At 56.5% G+C, this 19201-nt stretch carries 11 protein-coding genes and 1 pseudogene; 11 read left to right on the forward strand and 1 reads right to left on the reverse strand.

Annotated elements, in window-relative coordinates:
- The 9 genes from gmhB (at position 1) to H8S56_RS12390 (ending at position 15470) form a co-directional block, all read left to right on the forward strand.
- Positions 1 to 558, forward strand: a complete 558-nt coding sequence (gmhB, locus tag H8S56_RS12350) for a D-glycero-beta-D-manno-heptose 1,7-bisphosphate 7-phosphatase (protein ID WP_187518790.1) — start codon at positions 1 to 3, stop codon at positions 556 to 558.
- Between the two features lie 54 nt (positions 559 to 612).
- Complete coding sequence (locus H8S56_RS12355) at positions 613 to 1383, forward strand: lysophospholipid acyltransferase family protein (protein WP_187518791.1); 771 nt, start codon at positions 613 to 615, stop codon at positions 1381 to 1383.
- A 406-nt stretch (positions 1384 to 1789) separates the two neighbouring features.
- The gene (locus H8S56_RS12360) at positions 1790 to 3466 is read left to right on the forward strand and encodes a ShlB/FhaC/HecB family hemolysin secretion/activation protein (RefSeq protein ID WP_235986779.1); all 1677 of its coding nucleotides are present in this window, start codon (positions 1790 to 1792) and stop codon (positions 3464 to 3466) included.
- A gap of 38 nt (positions 3467 to 3504) precedes the next feature.
- Complete coding sequence (locus H8S56_RS12365; RefSeq protein WP_408003811.1) at positions 3505 to 13134, forward strand: hemagglutinin repeat-containing protein; 9630 nt, start codon at positions 3505 to 3507, stop codon at positions 13132 to 13134.
- Complete coding sequence (locus tag H8S56_RS12370; protein WP_187518793.1) at positions 13134 to 13646, forward strand: hypothetical protein; 513 nt, start codon at positions 13134 to 13136, stop codon at positions 13644 to 13646. Before H8S56_RS12365 ends, H8S56_RS12370 begins: the two co-directional genes overlap by 1 nt.
- A 16-nt stretch (positions 13647 to 13662) precedes the next feature.
- A complete protein-coding gene (locus H8S56_RS12375; protein ID WP_187518794.1) occupies positions 13663 to 14046 on the forward strand; it encodes a hypothetical protein in 384 nt (127 codons plus the stop codon).
- Entirely contained in the window at positions 14046 to 14516 is a 471-nt protein-coding gene (locus tag H8S56_RS12380; RefSeq protein ID WP_187518795.1) for a hypothetical protein, read from the forward strand. The genes H8S56_RS12375 and H8S56_RS12380 overlap by 1 nt, the downstream gene beginning before the upstream one ends.
- Before the next feature lie 61 nt (positions 14517 to 14577).
- Complete coding sequence (locus tag H8S56_RS12385) at positions 14578 to 14922, forward strand: hypothetical protein (protein ID WP_187518796.1); 345 nt, start codon at positions 14578 to 14580, stop codon at positions 14920 to 14922.
- Positions 14919 to 15470, forward strand: coding sequence for a DUF6990 domain-containing protein (locus H8S56_RS12390; protein WP_187518797.1), 552 nt, complete (start codon positions 14919 to 14921; stop codon positions 15468 to 15470). The genes H8S56_RS12385 and H8S56_RS12390 overlap by 4 nt, the downstream gene beginning before the upstream one ends.
- Positions 15471 to 15977: 507 nt before the next feature.
- Here H8S56_RS12390 and H8S56_RS24860 read toward each other — a convergent pair.
- Positions 15978 to 16319: a helix-turn-helix domain-containing protein gene (locus H8S56_RS24860; protein WP_187518858.1), complete on the reverse strand. Its 342-nt coding sequence runs from the start codon at positions 16317 to 16319 to the stop codon at positions 15978 to 15980.
- Between H8S56_RS24860 and H8S56_RS24490 the strand changes: the two are divergent.
- Together H8S56_RS24490 and H8S56_RS12410 are read left to right on the forward strand one after the other, a co-directional pair.
- Positions 16316 to 18544 (forward strand): annotated as a pseudogene (locus tag H8S56_RS24490) (hemagglutinin repeat-containing protein); the annotation flags it as partial. The gene H8S56_RS24860 and the pseudogene H8S56_RS24490 overlap by 4 nt on opposite strands.
- Entirely contained in the window at positions 18534 to 19169 is a 636-nt protein-coding gene (locus tag H8S56_RS12410; RefSeq protein ID WP_235986780.1) for a hypothetical protein, read from the forward strand. The pseudogene H8S56_RS24490 and the gene H8S56_RS12410, both read left to right, overlap by 11 nt.
- The last annotated feature ends 32 nt before the right edge of the window (positions 19170 to 19201 follow it).

The raw sequence follows: 19201 nt of genomic DNA on the forward strand, positions 1-19201 counted from the left end.
ATGTTGAAACTGCTGATACTGGATCGGGACGGGGTGATCAACCATGACTCCGACGCTTATATAAAGTCGGTGGAGGAATGGAGACCCATTCCCGGCTCGATCCAGGCGATCGCAGCGCTGAGCAAGGCCGGCTGGACGGTGGCAGTGGCCACCAACCAGTCCGGCATTGCCAGAGGTTATTACGACCTGGCCACCCTGGACGCCATGCACGCGCGGTTGCGCGGGCTGGTGGCCGAGGAGGGTGGCGAGGTTGGTTTGATCGTCTATTGCCCGCACGGGCCAGACGAAGGCTGCGACTGCCGAAAGCCCAGGCCCGGCATGTTGCAGACCATCGCCCGACATTACGCAGCAGACCTCAAAGGTCTATGGTTTGTGGGCGACAGCAAAGGTGACCTGCAGGCGGCTTTGGCCGTCGATTGTCAGCCTGTTCTGGTGAAGACCGGCAAAGGTCAGAAAACCCTGACCGGTGACGTGCCGAGCGGCACCCTTGTTTTTGACGATCTGGCGGCGGTTGCCGCAGAACTTATCCACACTAGTGTTTCGCCGAACAATCCATAAGTTCGGCTCGAAGCGCTCAAGGAGCGGGCACCTGCCCGTACGGTAAACGTAACTATGTCGATCATCCAGGCAATCAGGACTTTCTTCTTCTACCTGTTGCTGGGCAGCAGCTCGCTGCTGTGGTGCACGCTGAGCTTTTTTATCGCGCCATTCATGCCGTTCAAGGCTCGCTATCGATTCATCAACGTCTACTGGTGCCGCTGCGCCATCTGGCTGACCCGTGTGTTCCTTAATATCAAGGTTGAAGTCACCGGCGCCGAGAACGTTCCGAAAACGCCCTGCGTGATCATCTCCAACCATCAGAGCACGTGGGAAACCTTCTTTCTGTCGGCGTACTTCGAGCCACTGAGCCAGGTGCTCAAGCGCGAGTTGCTCTATGTGCCGTTCTTCGGCTGGGCAATGGCGATGCTTCGTCCGATTGCCATTGATCGCGACAATCCCAAGGCCGCCCTCAAGGAGATCGCCAAGAAGGGCGACGAACTGCTCAAGGATGGCGTTTGGGTGCTGATCTTTCCTGAAGGCACGCGCGTACCTTACGGCCAGGTCGGCAAGTTCTCTCGTGGCGGTACGGCACTGGCCGCCAATGCGGATCTGCCGGTGCTGCCGATCGCGCACAACGCGGGCAAGTATTGGCCCAAGGAAGGCTGGGCCAAGAAGCCGGGGACCATTCAGGTGGTGATCGGCGAGCCCATGTACGCCGAAGGCACAGGCCCGCGCGCCATTGCCGCCCTCAATGAACGTGTTCAGACCTGGAATGAAGAAACACAACGCGCACTGGGCTCGCCGGCCGCACCGGTATCGAGCAGCGAGAAAGTGCCAGCGTGAATTTTGTGGATAACCTGTGCACCATTTTTGATAAACAGTCGAAAAGTGCGCGTAAGCCCTTCATTACATTGTTTATTTCCTAAAGCGATTAGCGCCCTCCATACGTGCATAAGTTTTGGTGGTACATAAATAGCGCCTGCTAAGCAGGCCGGTTATTTAGACTCAATCCACCAACGCGCACTCCTTGATGTGAAGAGCTTGCGTGACGCAGCTCACAAAAATGCCCTGTGTGTGGGAATTTTCTGAAATGTAAGCGGTCTGTTTCACGACGCTTACACACGACGTCGCATTTTCGATCAGATACGTCGTCTTTCAGGGTCTATCAGGCCATTCCAGGCAGGCGGGTCATTCGCCTCCAGCATTTATTAACGGATTACTTATGCTTGTCTCTAAAAGGACCTGGCAGATGCTCTGCGCTCTGCTTTTGGCTTCAGGCACCCTTGTGCCTGCCTATGCAGCAACGCCCGGCGAACAGGATCTGATCCGCGACCGTCAGGATCGCCTGCTGGAAGAGCAGCGTCGACGTCTGGAAGAACTCAAGGACCTGCCCGGCAAGCAGACCACGCCAACGACGCCAACGGCCCCCACCGACACACGCTGCTTCAACATCGACCGAATCGAACTCAAGGGTGCCGATTCACTGTCACCCAAAGAACGCGATCAATTGATCAAGCCCTACGCGGGCAAATGCCTGGGCGTCGCCCAGCTCAACAACCTGCTCAAGGCCATCACCGACCATTACATCGACAAAGGTCTGGTGACCACACGTGCCTACCTGCCGCAGCAGGATCTGTCCAAAGGCGACCTGCAGGTTCTGGTCATCGAAGGCAAGCTGGAAAAACTGCGCAGTGACGCCAGCAGCGGCGTATCGGATCGCGAGCTGGCCATGACCTTTCCCGGCCGCGAAGGCGATCTGGTCAACCTGCGCGAGATCGAACAGATGGTCGATCAGCTCAATCGTCTGCCCTCCAATCAGGCGCAGATGGAGCTGACGCCCGGCCAGGCCGTCGGCGGCAGCGATGTGGTGGTCAAGAACACCCCGCAAAAACCCTGGCGCGCCAACCTGTCGCGCAACAACGATGGCCAGCGCAGCACGGGTGAACAGCAGTGGAATGCCGGTCTGGACTGGGACAGCCCATTGGGCCTGGCTGATCAACTGAGCCTGCGTGGCGGCCATGACGCCATCAGCGATCATCAGCAAACCTCGCGTAACGGCCTGCTGTCGTACAGCCTGCCATGGGGCTGGTGGACCTTCAGCTACCTGTACAGCGAAAGCGAATACCGCTCGAAAGGTCGGGGCGACGGCTTCAGCTTCAAGCAGACCGGCGACAGCCAGAACCACCAGTTTCGTGCCGAACGCGTGATTCATCGCGATGCGGTCAGCAAGACCTCCCTCAACACCGGTCTGGCGTACCTGCGCACTAACAACTACATCAACGACGCCAAACTGGGCCCGAGCAGCAACCACATCACCGAGGCACAGTTCGGTATCAACCATGGTCGGCGTGTGGGTTCGGCGTTCGTCAACATCGACCTGGGCATGCAACAGGGCATCGGCGCGCTGGACGCCCAGGGCGACCATGACTCAGGTCCCGGCCAGCCCGATGCGCGCTATCGCAAGTACACCGGCACCGTCAGCTACCTGCATCCTTTCCGCCTGTTTGGCGAAAGCCTGACCTTCACCAGCCTGGCCACTGGCCAACGCAGTGAAGACGTCCTGTTCAGCCCGCAGCGTCTGAGCCTGGGCGGATCATCCTCGGTGCGCGGCTACAAAGACCAGTTTCTGGCTGGCGACAGCGGTGGCTACTGGCGCAACGAAATACGCTGGGCTCGACCGGTCACCGTTGACTGGCTACGTCCGGTGTTTGCCGAATACGGTGCCGCTGCCGGCTATGACCAGGGCGTGATCCGCAACAACCGCTACAACGGCGATGAACATGGTCGCCTGTCCAGCAACTCGTTAGAGCTGTTCACCCGGGGCGAGCATGTCGCTGCGTCGGTGACCTTCGCTCACTCTCTGGAACGTCCTGACGTGGTCGAGCGCGAAGCGCCGATCTACTTCCGCATGGACTTTTTCCTCTAATAACACCGTTTTTTCGACACTGCTTTGAGGTTGCTTACATGGATGTTAACCAGATGGCTCTGCTTGCCCGTCAGCCCAGTGATGCCCTGATTGAACGCAAGCGTTTCTGGGGAGTGCCCAAGCGCGGCCTCGCGCTGATCCTGGCCAATGCCCTGTTCTGGCAGCCGCTGCTAGTGCAGGCCGAAGGCATTGTCGTGAGCGGGACGAACACCAGCGTCGGCCAGGCGGGCAACGGTGTGCCGGTGATCAACATCGCCGCGCCCAATGGCAGCGGCCTGTCGCACAACCAGTACCAGCAGTACAACGTCGACAGCCAGGGCGTGATCCTCAACAACGCCACGCAAGCCACGCAGAGCACGCAACTGGGCGGCATCATCGTCGGCAACCCGAACCTGGGCGGCAACGCCGCCAACACCATCCTCAACGAAGTGGTCGGGGCCAACGCCAGCCAGCTCAAGGGCTACACGGAAGTGGCCGGGCAGTCGGCGCGGGTCATCGTTGCCAACCCTTACGGGGTGACCTGTAACGGCTGCGGTTTCATCAACACGCCCCGTGTCACGCTGAGCACCGGTAAACCGGTCCTGGACAGCAACGGCCAACTGGAACGTTTCAACGTTCAGGGCGGCAGCATCAGCATCGACGGCGTGGGGCTCAATGCCGACAACGTCGATCAGTTCGACATCATTACCCGCAGCACCAAAATCAACGCCCGGTTGCAGGCCCGCAAACTCAACATTATTACCGGGCGCAACGACGTCAACGACCAGACCCTGGAAGCCACCGCGCTGGCCGACGACGGCAGTGCCAAGCCGGAACTGGCCATCGACAGCTCCGCGCTGGGCGGCATGTACGCCGGTGCGGTGAAGCTGGTGGGTACCGAAGCGGGTGTCGGCGTGAAACTCGCCGGAGACCTGGCGGCCAGCGGCGGCGATATTCAGATAGACGCCAACGGCAAACTGACGATGGCCCAGTCCGCCGCCAGCGGCAATATCGTTGCCAAAGCCCGCGACATCACCGTCACCGGCCCGGCGTATGCCGGCGGCCAACTGGCCCTCAGCGCCAGCGGCACACTGGACAACAGCAAGGACCTTGTGGCGGGCCAGGACATCGTTCTGCAAGCCGACCAACTCAAGAACACCGGCATCGTCGAATCGGGCGTCAACGCCGACAACACTCGCAACAAAAACGGCACCCTGACCGTCAGGGCACGCAGCCTGATCAACCAGGGCACGCTGGCGGCCAGCAGCACCATGAGCGTCATCGTGGCCGATACGCTGGACAACCGGGCAGGCAAGATCCTCGGCGAAGGTACGCTGGACGTGAACGCCGCACGGCTCGACAACAGCAAAGGGCTGATCTCCAGCGCCGGTCGCCAGAGCGTCAACGTGAGCGGCAACCTGAATAACACCTCAGGTCAACTGGTGAGCGACGAAACACTGAGCGTATCCAGCGCGCGCCTGACCAACGAGGATGGCACCCTCAGCTCGGCAAAAGCGCTGACTGTCACCGCCTCACAACTCGACAACGACGCAAAAAGCCGGATCACCAGCGGAGACGCACTGACGCTCAACACGACCGTACTGAACAACCTGGGCGGACTGCTCTCCGGCTGGACGGGCGTAACACTGAACGCAGAGACGTTCGACAACACCGCAGGCACGCTGGTCAGCAACGCCAACATCACCCTGGACCTGCTCGGCACGCTCACCAACACCAATGGCAACATTGTCAGCGGCGGCGACCTGCTGCTGCAACGTGCCGCGCAAGTGAACAACCAGAATGGACGCCTGACCAGCAAAGGCGTGATGACGCTGCTCACAGCGGGTCTGGATAACCGTGGCAAGGGCACCGTCGCCGGCAGCTCCGTCACGATCACTTCCGGCGGCGCAGTCCAGAATGGCAACGACGGCCTGATCTACAGCCAGAGCGGCGCGCTTGATCTGACAGCCACAGCGCTGAACAACGACGGCGGCACCGTACAAAGCTCGACCAACGCGACCGTGAACACCGGCCGGGGTGCATTGAGCAACCTCGATGGCAGCATCACTGCGCAGAAGGGCGACCTGTCCGTCACCGGCGCCAGCCTGGACAACCGCGCAGGCGTGCTTGCGAGCCTGACCGGCCAGCTGCGCACTGACCTGACCGGCATGCTGCGCAACGGCAGCCTGAACGCCAAGCGCGGTGCCATTCAAGGGCAGAGCTTGCTGCTGGTGGCTCGCGACAGCATCGATAACAGCGGCGGCGGCATTTCCGCACGCGCTGGCGATGCACAGATTCAAACGCCCCGTTTCGACAACCGCGATGGCGCGCTCTCGGCCGGAAGTCTGCTGCAGGTCCGCGGCAACAGCTTCGATAACCGCAGTGGCGAGGCGACGGGCTCGAACATTGACTTCGACCTGTCCGCCGCCTTGACGAACCAGCTGGGCATCATCGAAAGCAACAACGGCTTCACCCTCAAGGCAGCCAGCCTAGACAACACCCAGGGCAAGCTGCGCGCCCTCGGCACTGACGGCTCAAGCTCATTGACGGTGAGCGGCGCTCTGAACAACACCTCCGGCAAAGTGGAAAGCGCCAACAAGGATGTGAAGTTTGCACTGGGCAGCCTGATCAACAGCGGCGGTTCGATTCTGCACGTCGGCACCGGGGCGCTCGACCTCGGTCTGCCGCTGCTGCAAAACGCAGGCGGCAGCCTGACCACCAACGGCACCCTGAAACTGACAGGCGACACCTGGACCAACAGCACCACCCTGCAGGCGTCCAGCCTTGAACTGGACATCAAGACTTTCAGGCAACTGGGCGGCGGCAAGCTGCTGGCCGGCAAAAGCTTCGTGGGCCGCGGCACCGACTGGACCAACGATGGCCTGATCGCCAGCGACGGTACGCTGGACGTGCGCCTGACCGGCGCTTACAGCGGCGCGGGCGGCATGACCAGCATCGGCAAGTTCGACCTGACTGCAGCGCGCCTTGACCTGACCGACGCCAAGGCGCGGCTGTCCAGCGGCGGCGACAGCGCGATCAACATCGACGGCATCATGGCCAACCAGGGCCGCATCACCAGCAGCGCCGACCTGAAGGTAAACGCAGGCACGTTGAACAACTTCGGCACGCTGGGCGCGACCAAAGACCTCACCGTGACCGCTCCCACGCTGCTGAACCGCAATGGCCTGATGTTCAGCGGCGGCAACATGTCGCTGCGGGTCAACGACTTCACCAACCAGACCGCCGACGTCTACAGCATGGGCAACCTGCGCATCAGCCGCGACGCTGCAGGCGCTTTCGCCAACTCCATCATCAACCGCTCCGGCACGCTCACCAGCGACGGCAGCATGCTGCTCGCGGCCAATTCCATCCAGAACATTCGCGATGTGATGACGGTCAACGACGCCGGCATCTACAGCGCACGGATCGACGAGCTCTCCTGCACCACGGCAGGCACCGGCAACCTCGATTGCAGCGGCGGTAAAGAGCACCACGTCTGGAAAATCCAGCAACTGGAAAAACTCGAGGTCACGCAAGCAAGCGCCGCGTCCAGCATCACCTCGGGCGGCAACATGACGCTGCAGGGTGGCGACTTCCTCAACAGCAGCAGCACCCTGGCAAGCGGCGGTTCCCTCAGCGCCGTCTTCAACGACTTCAAAAACATCGGCGTAGTCCCCAGCCAGACGCAGACCGACCGCATCTTCGTGTCCGAACGAACCCGCAACGACAACGGCTGGGAAAACGCGGCTCAAGGCTTCAATCAACAATACAGCCAAGGCAGCACCGGCTACGACGTAAGCAAACTGGGCGGCCTTGAAGCGGCGATGAGTAACTTCATCGCGATGACCGAACGGGAAGTCGACGCCCTGCGCACGATCAACCGGTCTGGCGTCGACACGACGACCTATGCGGCGGTTATCCAGGCGGGCGGCGCGGTCGATATCAGAGCGGGCAACAATTTCGACAACTCGGTTGTGCAACGCGGGTTCACCTACGTCAGCGGCGGCGCACGCACCGACACCAGCGCACCGGGCAGCACCTACGCCACCGCCGTGCCGCTGAGCCGTGAGACCGCACCGGACCTGACGCAGCAGCCCGTCAACCCGACCGCCTTGCCAGGCTTCAGCCTGCCGACCGGCCAGAACGGCCTGTTCCGCCTGAGCGGCACCCAGACCGACACCGACCTGCAAGGCAGCGGTGCGCAATTGCTGGGCACCGCAAACGCCACTCAGCCGCATCGCTACCTGATCGAAACGAACCCGGCGCTGACCGACATGCGTCAGTTCCTCAGCTCCAGTTACCTGCTCGACAAGCTCGACTACAACCCCGATGCCGCCTGGAAACGCTTGGGCGACGGCTACTACGAGCAGCGCCTGATCCAGCAGTCCATCGTGGCCCGCACTGGCCAGCGCTTCATCAATGGCCTGACCAGCGATGAAGCGATGTTCAAGTACCTGATGGACAACGCCATCGCCAGCAAAGACGCGCTGAACCTCAGCGTGGGTGTTTCGTTGACCGGTGAGCAAGTCGCTGCACTGACCCACGACATCGTCTGGATGGAAGACCAGGTCGTGCGTGGCGAACACGTATTGGTGCCCGTGCTGTATCTGGCCCAGGCCGACAACCGGCTTGCCAGTAACGGCGCGCTGATTCAAGGCAACGACGTGTCGCTGATCGCTGGCAACGACCTGACCAACGTCGGCGTACTGAGAGCGACGCGCGACCTGCGGGTCAGTTCGGGCAACAGCCTGATCAACGAAGGCCTGATCCAGACCAACGAACGCCTGAACCTGCAATCGACCAACGACCTCATCAACCGCTCAGGCGGCATCGTCACCGGCCGCGACGTCGCCCTCGTGTCCGAACGCGGCGACGTGACCAACGCCCGCACCGTCACCAGCCACCAGAGCGCCGCCGGTGCCTCCACCTGGCGCGAAGACTTCGCCAACACCGCCGCCCGCGTCGAATCCGCCAACGACCTGACCATCAGCGCCGGACGCGACGTGAACAACACAGGCGGCACCTTGCAGGCAGGCCGCAACGCCACGCTGCTCGCAAACCGCGACGTCAACGTCAACGCCGCCCAGACCCAGGAAGCCCGCACCAACGGCCCGAACCACACCCGCTCCAGCACCACACAACTGGCCGCAAACGTGACCGCGGGCCAGGACATCAAGGCCCAGGCAGGGCGGGATGTAGGGGTGACGGCGAGTCGGGTGGAGGCTGGCCAGGACATGGCACTGCGCGCCGGCGGCAACATCCAGATCGCATCCGCAGCCAACCAGAACGACTATGTTTCGCGCAGCAAGAAAACCACGCAGGAAAACCGTTCGATCAATCAACAGGCCAGCCAGCTTGGCGCAGGGCGTGACCTTTCCGTTGATGCGGGCCAAAACCTTGATGTCGTCGCCAGCCGCGTGAACGCAGGCCGAGACATCGCGCTTGATGCGACGCAGGACATAACCATCACGTCGGCCATGAATGAGGAATCCTCCTTCTACTCCAAGAAGAGCAAAGGCTCCTTTGGCCGAAGCAGCAGCAAACAAGAGGAAAGCTATAACAGCACCAACATCGCGTCCGAAATCAGCGCAGGACAAGACCTGACCGTCAACACCAGCAAAACGGCTGATGGCAGCGTCAACATCAACGGTGGACGTGACGTCAGCATCATCGGCAGCCAGCTCACAGCGGGCAACGATCTGGTACTCGGCGCAACAAACGACGTGGCAGTGCTCTCCGGCGTCGAGGAGCACGGTGCCTACAGCAAGAAAACCAAGTCCGGTTTCATGGGTCTTTCCAAGAGTGGAAAGAGCGAGCTGAAAACCAGCGCCACTCAGGTTGCCAGTGAAGTGAGTGCGGGCAACGACGTGGTCGTGGCCTCCGGCAAGGACATCCGCTTGCGCGCCAGCGAGATCGCGGCCAATAACGATGTCGAGCTGAGAGCAGGACTGCTCGACAAGACCGGCGACATCAATCTGGTTTCGGCCAACGACGAGGCCTACAGCCGCAGCGAGCAGTACAAGAAGAAAACAGGCCTGTCAGTGTCGGGTGGTTTCCTGTCGATTTCCTCGGCCAAGGAAGCCGGCCGTGAAGCGCAAAGCAGCACCAGTGTGGGCAGCCAGGTCAACGCCACGGGCGATACCGCACTGCAAGCCGAACGCGACATCAACCTTGTCGGCAGCAGCATCAACGCAGGCGGCAATGTCAGCCTCAAGGCCGGTCAGGACGTCAACGTGCTGGCCGCCCAGAACACCAGTTCGGACCGAAACTGGGAGAAGAACAGGCAGAGCGGCATCGGCGTGTCCTCCAATGCCAATGGGGTCACATTCTTTGCGGGTGTTGATCGCGCTCAGGAAAAAAATCGTCTTGAGCAGCAGACCGCTGCCGCCAGCCAGATCCAGGCGGGCGAAGACCTGGCCATCAATGCCAGGCGCGACATCAATCAGGTCGGCTCCGACCTGCGGGCGGCCAACAACATCGACCTCACCGCTGGCCGCAACATCAGGATCGACGCGGCGAACGAGAAGCAGCTGACCGAGCAGGAACGCGAAAGCCAACGCAACGGCCTCAGCATGAGCCTCAACCACAACTACGGCAGCACCCGCGATGCCGTCAGCGGTGCGGGACAAGGTGATGATGCCGTCAGCAAGGGCTCCAGTACGCTCAAGGCCGTGGACAGTGTCGGGCAGTTTCTCTCGGGCCCGACCGGCGACCTGAAATTCGGCAACAGCAAACAGAGCACCAGCACCCAGGTCATCGAAGAAGCCAACCGCGCCTCGACGCTGGACGCAGGCAACGACCTGAACCTCTCGGCCAATAACGACGTGCGTGTCACTGGCGGCCAGTTGCAGGCGGGCCGCGACATCAATGTCACGGGTCGCGACGTCACCCTCGACGCCGCCAGAGGCAGCTACAGCCAGGAAACCCGCGAACGCCAAAGCTGGGGCGGCATTCACGGTGGCACCAGCGGTGGCCTCAAGCTCGGCGTGGGCGGCAGCAACGGCATTGCCAGCGGCGACCAAACCCAGCAATCCTCGACCGTCACCGGCCTGCAAGCCGGGCGCGACGTCAACCTGCAGGCCAGCAACGACCTCAACCTGATCGGCACACAGGTCCAGGCCCAACGCGACATCGACCTGCGCGCTGGCAATGACCTGAACATCAAGGCGGCTCAGAATGACAGCAGTACTGAGAACACCAGGAAGAATGGTGGGGGTGAAGTCGGGCTGACGTTCGGCTCCGAAGGCGTCGGTGTGTATGCCAGCGTCAATATCGGCAAGGGCGACCTTGAACGTGAGGGTCAGCAACAGCAGGAAGCTTACCTGTACGCCGGTAACCGTCTGGGCTTCACCAGCGCAAGAGACACCAACATCGCTGGTGCCAATCTGCGTGGTGATGAGGTCATTGGTCGAGTCGGCCGGGACCTCAGCATTACCTCGCTGGCGGATACGGGCAAGGTCGAGGGCAAAGAGTTTGATCTAAGTGCAACGGTCACTGTCGGGCCGGGCCCGGGTTTCAGTGGTTCGGTAGGCTACGGCAAGACCAATGGCTCCACCAACTGGATCGAGCAGCAAACAAGCATTACCGGCAAAGACAAGGTCGACATTCGTACCGAGAACCACACCCAGCTTGACGGCGCCTTGATCGCGTCCGACACCGGCAACCTCAAACTCGACACCGGCACACTGGGCTTCAGCGACATCGCTGGCAAGGACAAGGAGCATGGCTACTACCTAAACGTGGGCGGGTCCTACAAAAAAGACGGCAGTGGCAGCGTCCAGGACCCGAGTCAGGTCGGCAAAGGTGACAAGGACAAAAGCGGCTGGAGCGTAGAGGGCTGGAATTACGAAAAGGATCGCCAACAGATCGTCAGGGGCACGGTAGGCGCAGGCGACATCGTCGTACGCGGGGACAACGCCGGCAAGGACTCCACAACAGGGCTGAACCGGGACGTCAGCAGGGCGTACGAGATCACCAAGGACGATGAGCACCGGACTGATCTGTATGCGTCGAAGTCTTCGTTGGAGGCTGTGGGTGATCCATCCGGAACTATCGCCGTTTGGAAAGATAATCTAAAGCAATATCCAGCTAATTCCATTGAACTGTTCAATACCATGCAAGGGCTTGTGACAGGGTCGGTATCGGCTGCAGAGCAAGTGTGGAACACAATCCAGGCACAGAATGTTTCTTTGGAAGATGTACCCGCGTCTGCAAAGGAAAAGTTAGGAGACGAGTTAGCACTCAATCTTGCGAAAACATTTGTGAAGAACGGAAAGGACTATAGCGAATTTGATAAACTCACTAATGCCGATATAGCCATTATCCAAAAGTTTGAAAAACTCTTTTCAGCGTTCAATGCGCAACAAGCCAAATGTCAATCCAGAGGAGACTGTTCATCAGCAAATAGTTTTGGAGTCGATGACGATCCTCCTATCCATTACCAAGATCGTGATGGTATCAACAAGCTTGCCCGTTTCAAGCCGTTAATTCCTGAAACATCAGGTCAGAATTTGCTGGCACAAGCGGATAAGCTTAACCGCTTTCTGGCCGGCATGCCGGCTGAGCAGGCCCAGTTGGTGACGTTCGGCGTTCAAGCTGTGATGGGGCCAGCCAAATTCGCATTGGGTATGGCTGGTGATGTAATCATCAGCAAGCTCTACGGCGATAAAATTGCTGAGTTCAAGGACTCAGTGGCCGTATCAGTGGCCAGCGAATTTAGTGGCCAAGATAAAGCGCAGCTTGAAGACAGCGAAAGAAGATTTAAGAAATATCATGAGCTCCAGTTAACGAATCAAGAAGGGGACGTGTACGTCGGTGGTGCCACGACACTTCTGAATATCTCGCTCGGAACACTTGGTCTTACAGCAGGCCTGACTGGAGCCAAGATAGTAAAACCCTCGAGAGGGACGAGTTCCGAATTTGAGGCTAGCAGACCGACAGATACTACCAAGGTTGATGTCAATCCAGACTGGAATAAACCAGATAGAACCATCTCAGCAACTGAAACGAAACAAACCTCGTTACATGGGGCGACCGATAAAACAGCTGAACAAAGCCCGCTTCCGTCCTATTATCGAGAAGAGAGTTCGGTAGGAGCGTCGTTCAACACGACGGGGGGTTTACCTGAAGGATACCGACGAGTCATCAACACCAAAACGGGGAACGTGGAGGTTGCCGGCCCTGATGGCACGCTCTACCTCCAGACTGCAGACGGTGGACTCACACCCAAGGCCGGGGGTAATCTGGCTCAGTTGGTGAAGGCTGAGCGTGAGATTGCTGGTCCAAAAGCGACAGGCGAAGCTGCTACTCAGATCCCAGGCCGAGTACAGTCGCGTGTAAACATTGCCAATGGCCGCACGGAAACGACCCCTCTTCGTGATAACGGCAATCCCGTATCTGCGGGTTTCGATCATGTTATAGATGGGCATTTCAATAGAGAAATCTCCAACTCGCGCTCCGTGTTTACCATTGCTCCAGATGAGCTGAAAGGCATCCTACAGAGCAGTTCTGTTGTAAAGTCCCCGGTTGTAGCGCTGCCAGATGGCCAATTCGTAAGAACAGTTGATGTGGGTCGGGCTATTGGTACTACTACATTGAAGGATGGCGGCATTCCTACGTCTGTGATAAAGGTATTCACCGACAAAGCAGGGAATTTAATTACAACCTTCCCGGTTAAGGTGGGCAACTGATGCATACTCTACCCTTAAAAATATGGCATGAATTCCAGTCGGTAGTGGAAACTCTAAGTGACGAAACACCTTCGAGGCAAGTTCTTGAAGTAATACTATTTTGGATGAGAAGTAACCGTAAGCATCTTACCGGTGAGCCGTTTTCGGTCTATGGGTTCGATAGCCTTGCAAAAATAGATGAGAGGGAGATTCCAGTTGAATACTCTTCCTTTAAGGTAAGTGATTTAATTAATTTCAAGAGTGTTGTTTTGAAACGTCAGGCTCGAGATGTAGATTCGATTGTGAGATTCTTACGCGATACGATTGAGGAGCTGGCAACTGTCGAAGTTGATGAGCAATGCCCCAGATGTGAGTCTGAGGGAATGCGCGCGTTTATAGGTAAGTACAATGGATTGCTGGCTTATCAGTGTAATGTCTGTGGGTACTCCAATTATTCAGATGGATCTAGGGTTGAGAACGGTGGATTAGAGTTTGCGAGTGAGAGGCAGTTGCGAGAGCTTGGCCTGATTTAATGATGCAAAAGGGGAAGTGTCCGGTCTTCTTCCGAAACCTGGTGCTACATCTATTCCTGCAAGTGGCTTAGGTGCTGGTGCAGCATTTAAGGTAGATTCGAAGCAGCTATGTAAAAAGCTCGGTAAGCATGTTGAAGATTTCGGCGGCAACGCGGCTAGCCCAGCAGATCGTAAAATGGTACTTGATAAAATTCATGACGTTGGGAGTAACCCTGAAAAAGTAATCCCTGGGACCTTTGCTGGGCAAGGAGCAAATGGCGCACGGGGTGATGTGTTTTTCAGAGTTAAGGGTAATGATGTGGTTGTTACCAAGCCTGATGGAACATTCGTTACTATCCTGAAGGATGGGGTAACTCAGAATCCATCTGTACAGAGCGCATTGAAGGGAGGCGTCAGGTAATGAACTTTCCCGAACTTATGATTGCCTGGCTGTTAACAGTGCTCGGGAAGAAACTACTGTCAGTAAATGCTCTATTCCATGTGTTCTCTTCCGAGAGGGATTCTGCCCCTCAAGAGATTGGCCTTCTATTTGAAGATTCTGAAATTGGGAAGCTCTATGGCGGACCTGATGGTGCGTCTCTCTGTTTTTCTTTGAGTCCGATGTCAAGCTGCGATCTAGGTGAATACGGTAGGCAAGATATTTTTTGTATCTCTGGTGAGCTTTATTTCTCCGATGTTGTAGGAAGGAAGTTAGTGTCAGCATCGCTTGTAAAGTCCTTAGCGGAAGACGTAGTGGTAGGCGTTGTTCTCTCGTTTGATAATGGTTTTCGCCTATCCATTTTAAACTTAGGTGATGATCTTTTTGTCTATGATGAAATCCCAGAGGAAATAGTGATCAGCGAGGGGGTGAGCCTTATCTCTGTGAGTTAATGGTCCAAAAGGTACTGCAACAGATCCGAAAGTCACCATCAAAGATCACTATGATCATCACTTGAACATGGTGGATGACATAAAGGATCAACTTTCGTCTCAAGGGTTCAGAGTCAGCGAAAAGGAAATATCATTTGGTAGCTCCTGCGGAACTGGTCGTTGTAGGCCAGATATCGTGGCCGAAGCACCTGATGGAACCTTGAGAATTATTGAGGTTAAGACGGGGAACGCGGACTTGAGTATTCGTCAGTCAGAAATTTTCCCTCAAATAAAAGATGGGACTTCAATTCCAAGAGGGAAAGTTGCCGAACGTTTCGGCCTCACACCAGGCGTACCACTAAAGGATCAAGGTTATCCTAACGGTATCCCTATTGAGATAATGAATTTTCCTGGTGCTAAGTTATGAAGGAAAAAGATGTGGCTTCAATTTTGATGGAGCAGGGCTGGGTTTGTAGCAAGGATGAAGTCGGGGATTATTTTTGCGTGACAGATGTTGATGGGGTTAAAGTTCAAATAGTCCCATCTGTGAGGAAGCGCTCGGATCATTTTCGGGTGTCACTTATGCCATCGGTTTCGACCAAGGAATTCTCGGAAACTGTTGCGTTTGTGCGTGGAGAGGGGAGCGGATATTCGCCTGTAATAGTTAGTAATGAGCCTCCGGAGAAGTTGCCTGAATTTTCTAGTGATGATGTTCTCAGGATGTCTGAGAAAGCCATATCTTGGGCACGCTCTCAAAATATTGAGTCCGGCCTGATGGTCTATAGAAATCTGCCGACTGACAGTAAAGGCGCGATGCCCCTTCGGCACTTGGCTGCATTGGCAATAGCTGGTGACGTTGAACGATTGGACGGTTACAAGAAGAGCTTTGGGATGGGAGACAGGCTCGGTTTTGTACCCTACATTACTGATGTCATGATTGATCGAGCAGTCTTGAAAGCCAAAATTGCAAAATAGAGTTTTCTTGAGCGCTACACACCTTTGACACCGGCCTTGGGCCGGTGTTGTATTTCGCTTTACGTTCAAAACGGTCCCATCCTTCGCTGCGCGTTTGGTTTGCTTTGGCGGATATCCAGCGCATTCTAGCGCTGGTATTTTCAGTTGCTTTTGCTCCCTATATGTACCCTGATTGCACTCTTTCCGCATCCTATCAGCACTCAAGCTGCACCCCTTTTGCACCCACCCTGACGACCTACGGTCTATCTGCTCAATACGCTCTTTTTCAGCATGAATTTTTGCTCCTTAACAGGAGCAAAATCTCAATACGCAACACGCACCTCTTGCGAGGTGGGTATTTTCTATATGTATCAATTAGTTGCCAGATTTATGCCTTCAAAGTGCTGCTATACATTTGTAATACGGAATGCAGGTTTCACCCAATAAACACTGGCGTATAGCTTTTCTTATACTCAGCAGCGAAGTATGTGGGCCGGCTCACTCTTTCAGATCGGCCCTTTTTTCTGGTTACGCACTGGGTGGTTGGCTGCTGTTATCCGTCCCCATGTTTTTTGATGCCTGGCACTTGAAAATCATCCTATCGAGCAGTGCCTTTATCACTGATTTCTCGGCTTCGGGCATATGGCTGACGGCCTCAAAGCGCAGGCGCAAATCGTCGGACGGTCCGCGTTCTCCTTCAGCGAATACCAAATCATCCAAACTGACGTGCAGAGCCTGAGCAAGCCGGATGAGGGCTTCTAAGGTTGGTTGCGCCGTCCCTGCCTCATAACGCCGAATCTGATTGGCGTGTACTGACGCGGTGTCAGCCAGAGTTTGCTGGGTGAGGTCGGCGGCCTTGCGCAGCTGAATTTACCCTCGACGCCGCCAGAGGCAGCTACAGCCAGGAAACCCGCGAACGCCAAAGCTGGGGCGGCATTCACGGCGGCACCAGCGGCGGCCTCAAGCTCGGCGTGGGCGGCAGCAACGGCATTGCCAGCGGCGACCAAACCCAGCAATCCTCGACCGTCACCGGCCTGCAAGCCGGGCGCGACGTCAACCTGCAGGCCAGCAACGACCTCAACCTGATCGGCACACAGGTTCAGGCCCAACGCGATATCGACCTGCGCGCTGGCAATGACCTCAACATCAAAGCGGCTCAGAACGACAGCAGTACTGAGAACACCAGGAAGAATGGTGGGGGTGAGGCTGGTATTGCTGTCGGGCCAGGCGGGTTTGGTTTCTACGCCAGCGTTAACGTCGGCAAAGGCAACCTGGAGCGCGAAGGACTGCAGCAACAGGAAGCTTACCTGTACGCAGGCAACCGTCTGGGTTTCAACAGCGCAAGGGATACCAACGTCGCCGGTGCCAACCTGAGAGGCGATGAAGTCATCGGCCGGGTGGGCCGTGACCTGAACGTCACCTCGCTGGCGGACACAGGCAAGGCGCAAGGCAAGGAGTTCGACCTCAGCGCAACGGTCGTCGTTGGATTTGGCGGCAGCTTCAGCGGCTCGGTTGGCTACGGTCAGACCAATGGCTCCACCAACTGGATCGAGCAGCAAACCAGCATCACCGGCAAAGACAAGGTCGACATTCGTACCGAGAACCATACCCAGCTTGACGGTGCCTTGATCGCCTCGGACACCGGCAACCTCAAACTCGACACCGGCACACTGGGCTTCAGCGACATCGCCGGCAAGGACAAGGAGCATGGCTACTACCTGAACGTGGGGGGTTCCTACAGCAATGGGAGCGAGACCGTTCAAGATCAGAGCCAGATCGGCAAAGGCGCGAAGAACCAATCCGGCTGGAGTATCGAAGGCTGGAACTACGAAAAGGATCGCCAGCAGATCGTCAGGGGCACGGTAGGCGCAGGCGACATCGTCGTACGCGGCGACAGCGCCGGCAAGGACTCCACAACAGGGCTGAACCGGGACGTCAGCAAGGCGTACGAGATCACCAAGGACGATGAACACCGGACTGATCTGTATGCGTCGAAGTCTTCGTTGGAGGCTGCCAGAGAGCCAATAGTCACTGCCAAAGAGTGGACTAACCAGCTACTGAGGTACAACAAGACTACCCGCGATAATTACGAAAACGCGTCTCGGGGCCTGACGCGCGCCATCAATAAAATCCAAAGTAGCCTGGGTCGTCAGCTGGATGCAGGCGCTATCGGGGTGAACGGCGCTGATTTTGCTGAACACACCATGGATTCCTTGCTTGCTGGTGGAATGAGCACTCGCGAAGCGCTGGAAACCATGAAGGATCCAGAGTTCCAAGCCCAAGTCATGGCTGAGGTTGACCGGCTTTCAAAACTGGATTTGTCAAAGTTCGAGCTGAAAGAGATCGAATCTGCGATTAAAGTCAGCGATGCTCCGCCAGTGCGCAATAGTTCAAACGTCGTAGAGATAGCGCCAGTTGAAATTGACAACGGCGAACTCAGCGTCGCTCAAAGTACCCTGCGCACTTTTGTAGGGGTTGACCAGTACATCAAGGCTCACCCCGACCAAAAAGAGGGGGTGGCCACTGTAATGGCCATGGCGCAGGGGCCTAAAGGCCTGGTACAACTCGCACTTTACAAAGCTCTATCGAAAACATCCTTGGGTGAAAATCTCAATGAAGAGCTGGCTCAATACAGCGACATGCTGGGCCATAAGATCGCGAACCGGATAGAAGGAATCGAGCTAGACAAGCAATATCAAGACGAAGATGAGCTGATCGGCGGCGGTCAATTTTTCTCAAGCATCTTGATTGGAGTGGTGCAAAAGCGTAAAGGTAAGGGGGAGGAGGGTCCAAAGGGCACAATTCCTGAGAATATGAGCCCTATAGGTGCGGGACGAAGTGGAGCTTTTAATGAAGCTAAACGTCAATCAGGCATTCCAACAAGCCAGCAACCTAGCCGGACCCTACCAAATGTCGATAAACGGGGTAATCCTCAGCCCGGGAAAATTTATGAGTTCGAGGTTCCAGCTCCAGGTGGGGGTCTCAAAACGGTAAGAATCCGTGATGATGCAGGAGGTCATGATTTCGGTTCAGGTAATTCCCAAAATCGTGGGTCCCACTTTAACGATGAAACTGGAAATCACTATGACTATTGATATTCAAGTCGGGCGTACGCCTGATATTTCAATTACTAACGATGTGATTAATCCCCATTGGGCTGGAGATTATTTTAGATCGGAATTGTCAGCGGCTAGTTTTTTAGCCGCAGATGCATCAAGTACGTCACTTGCAGGTGTGCTGAGTTTTATTTACAGTTTGATTGATAAAAAGCTGCCTGAGTATGATGTTTGGTTACTCCTAGGTAACTCTGCTTGGCAGCCAGATACTCGAATTGTACGCTATCGAAAATTGTGGGGAGCACTGAAGTTTCGAGGAAGTGAAATTTCGGGTGGTAGTGACTCACAAGAATCTATCGTAGAGGCTCATGAAAAGTTAAAATTTTTCGGCGCTTTACGTCTTTCAGAACAGTCTATTGCGAATGTAATTGACGTAATTATTGACGAGCGCTGTTCATATATTGCCGCGATACCTAGAGCTTTTGCATTTAAACGCATTCTTGATGTTGGGTGGTCTGGACGTGTGGCTGAGGATTTTAGTCTTTGTTGTCACATATGCGAAGAAAATGGATTGCTTTTTAAGCAGGTCGGTGAGTTTGATGATCATGAATGGGGTTTTATATCTATTGGGTTGCCAGAAATTATGGAGAAATTATTGAGTTAAAATGGTCCAAAAGGGACGGGGACAGGAAAGGC

Source organism: Pseudomonas triticifolii (genome assembly GCF_014358015.1).
Taxonomy (GTDB): Bacteria; Pseudomonadota; Gammaproteobacteria; order Pseudomonadales; family Pseudomonadaceae; genus Aquipseudomonas; species Aquipseudomonas triticifolii.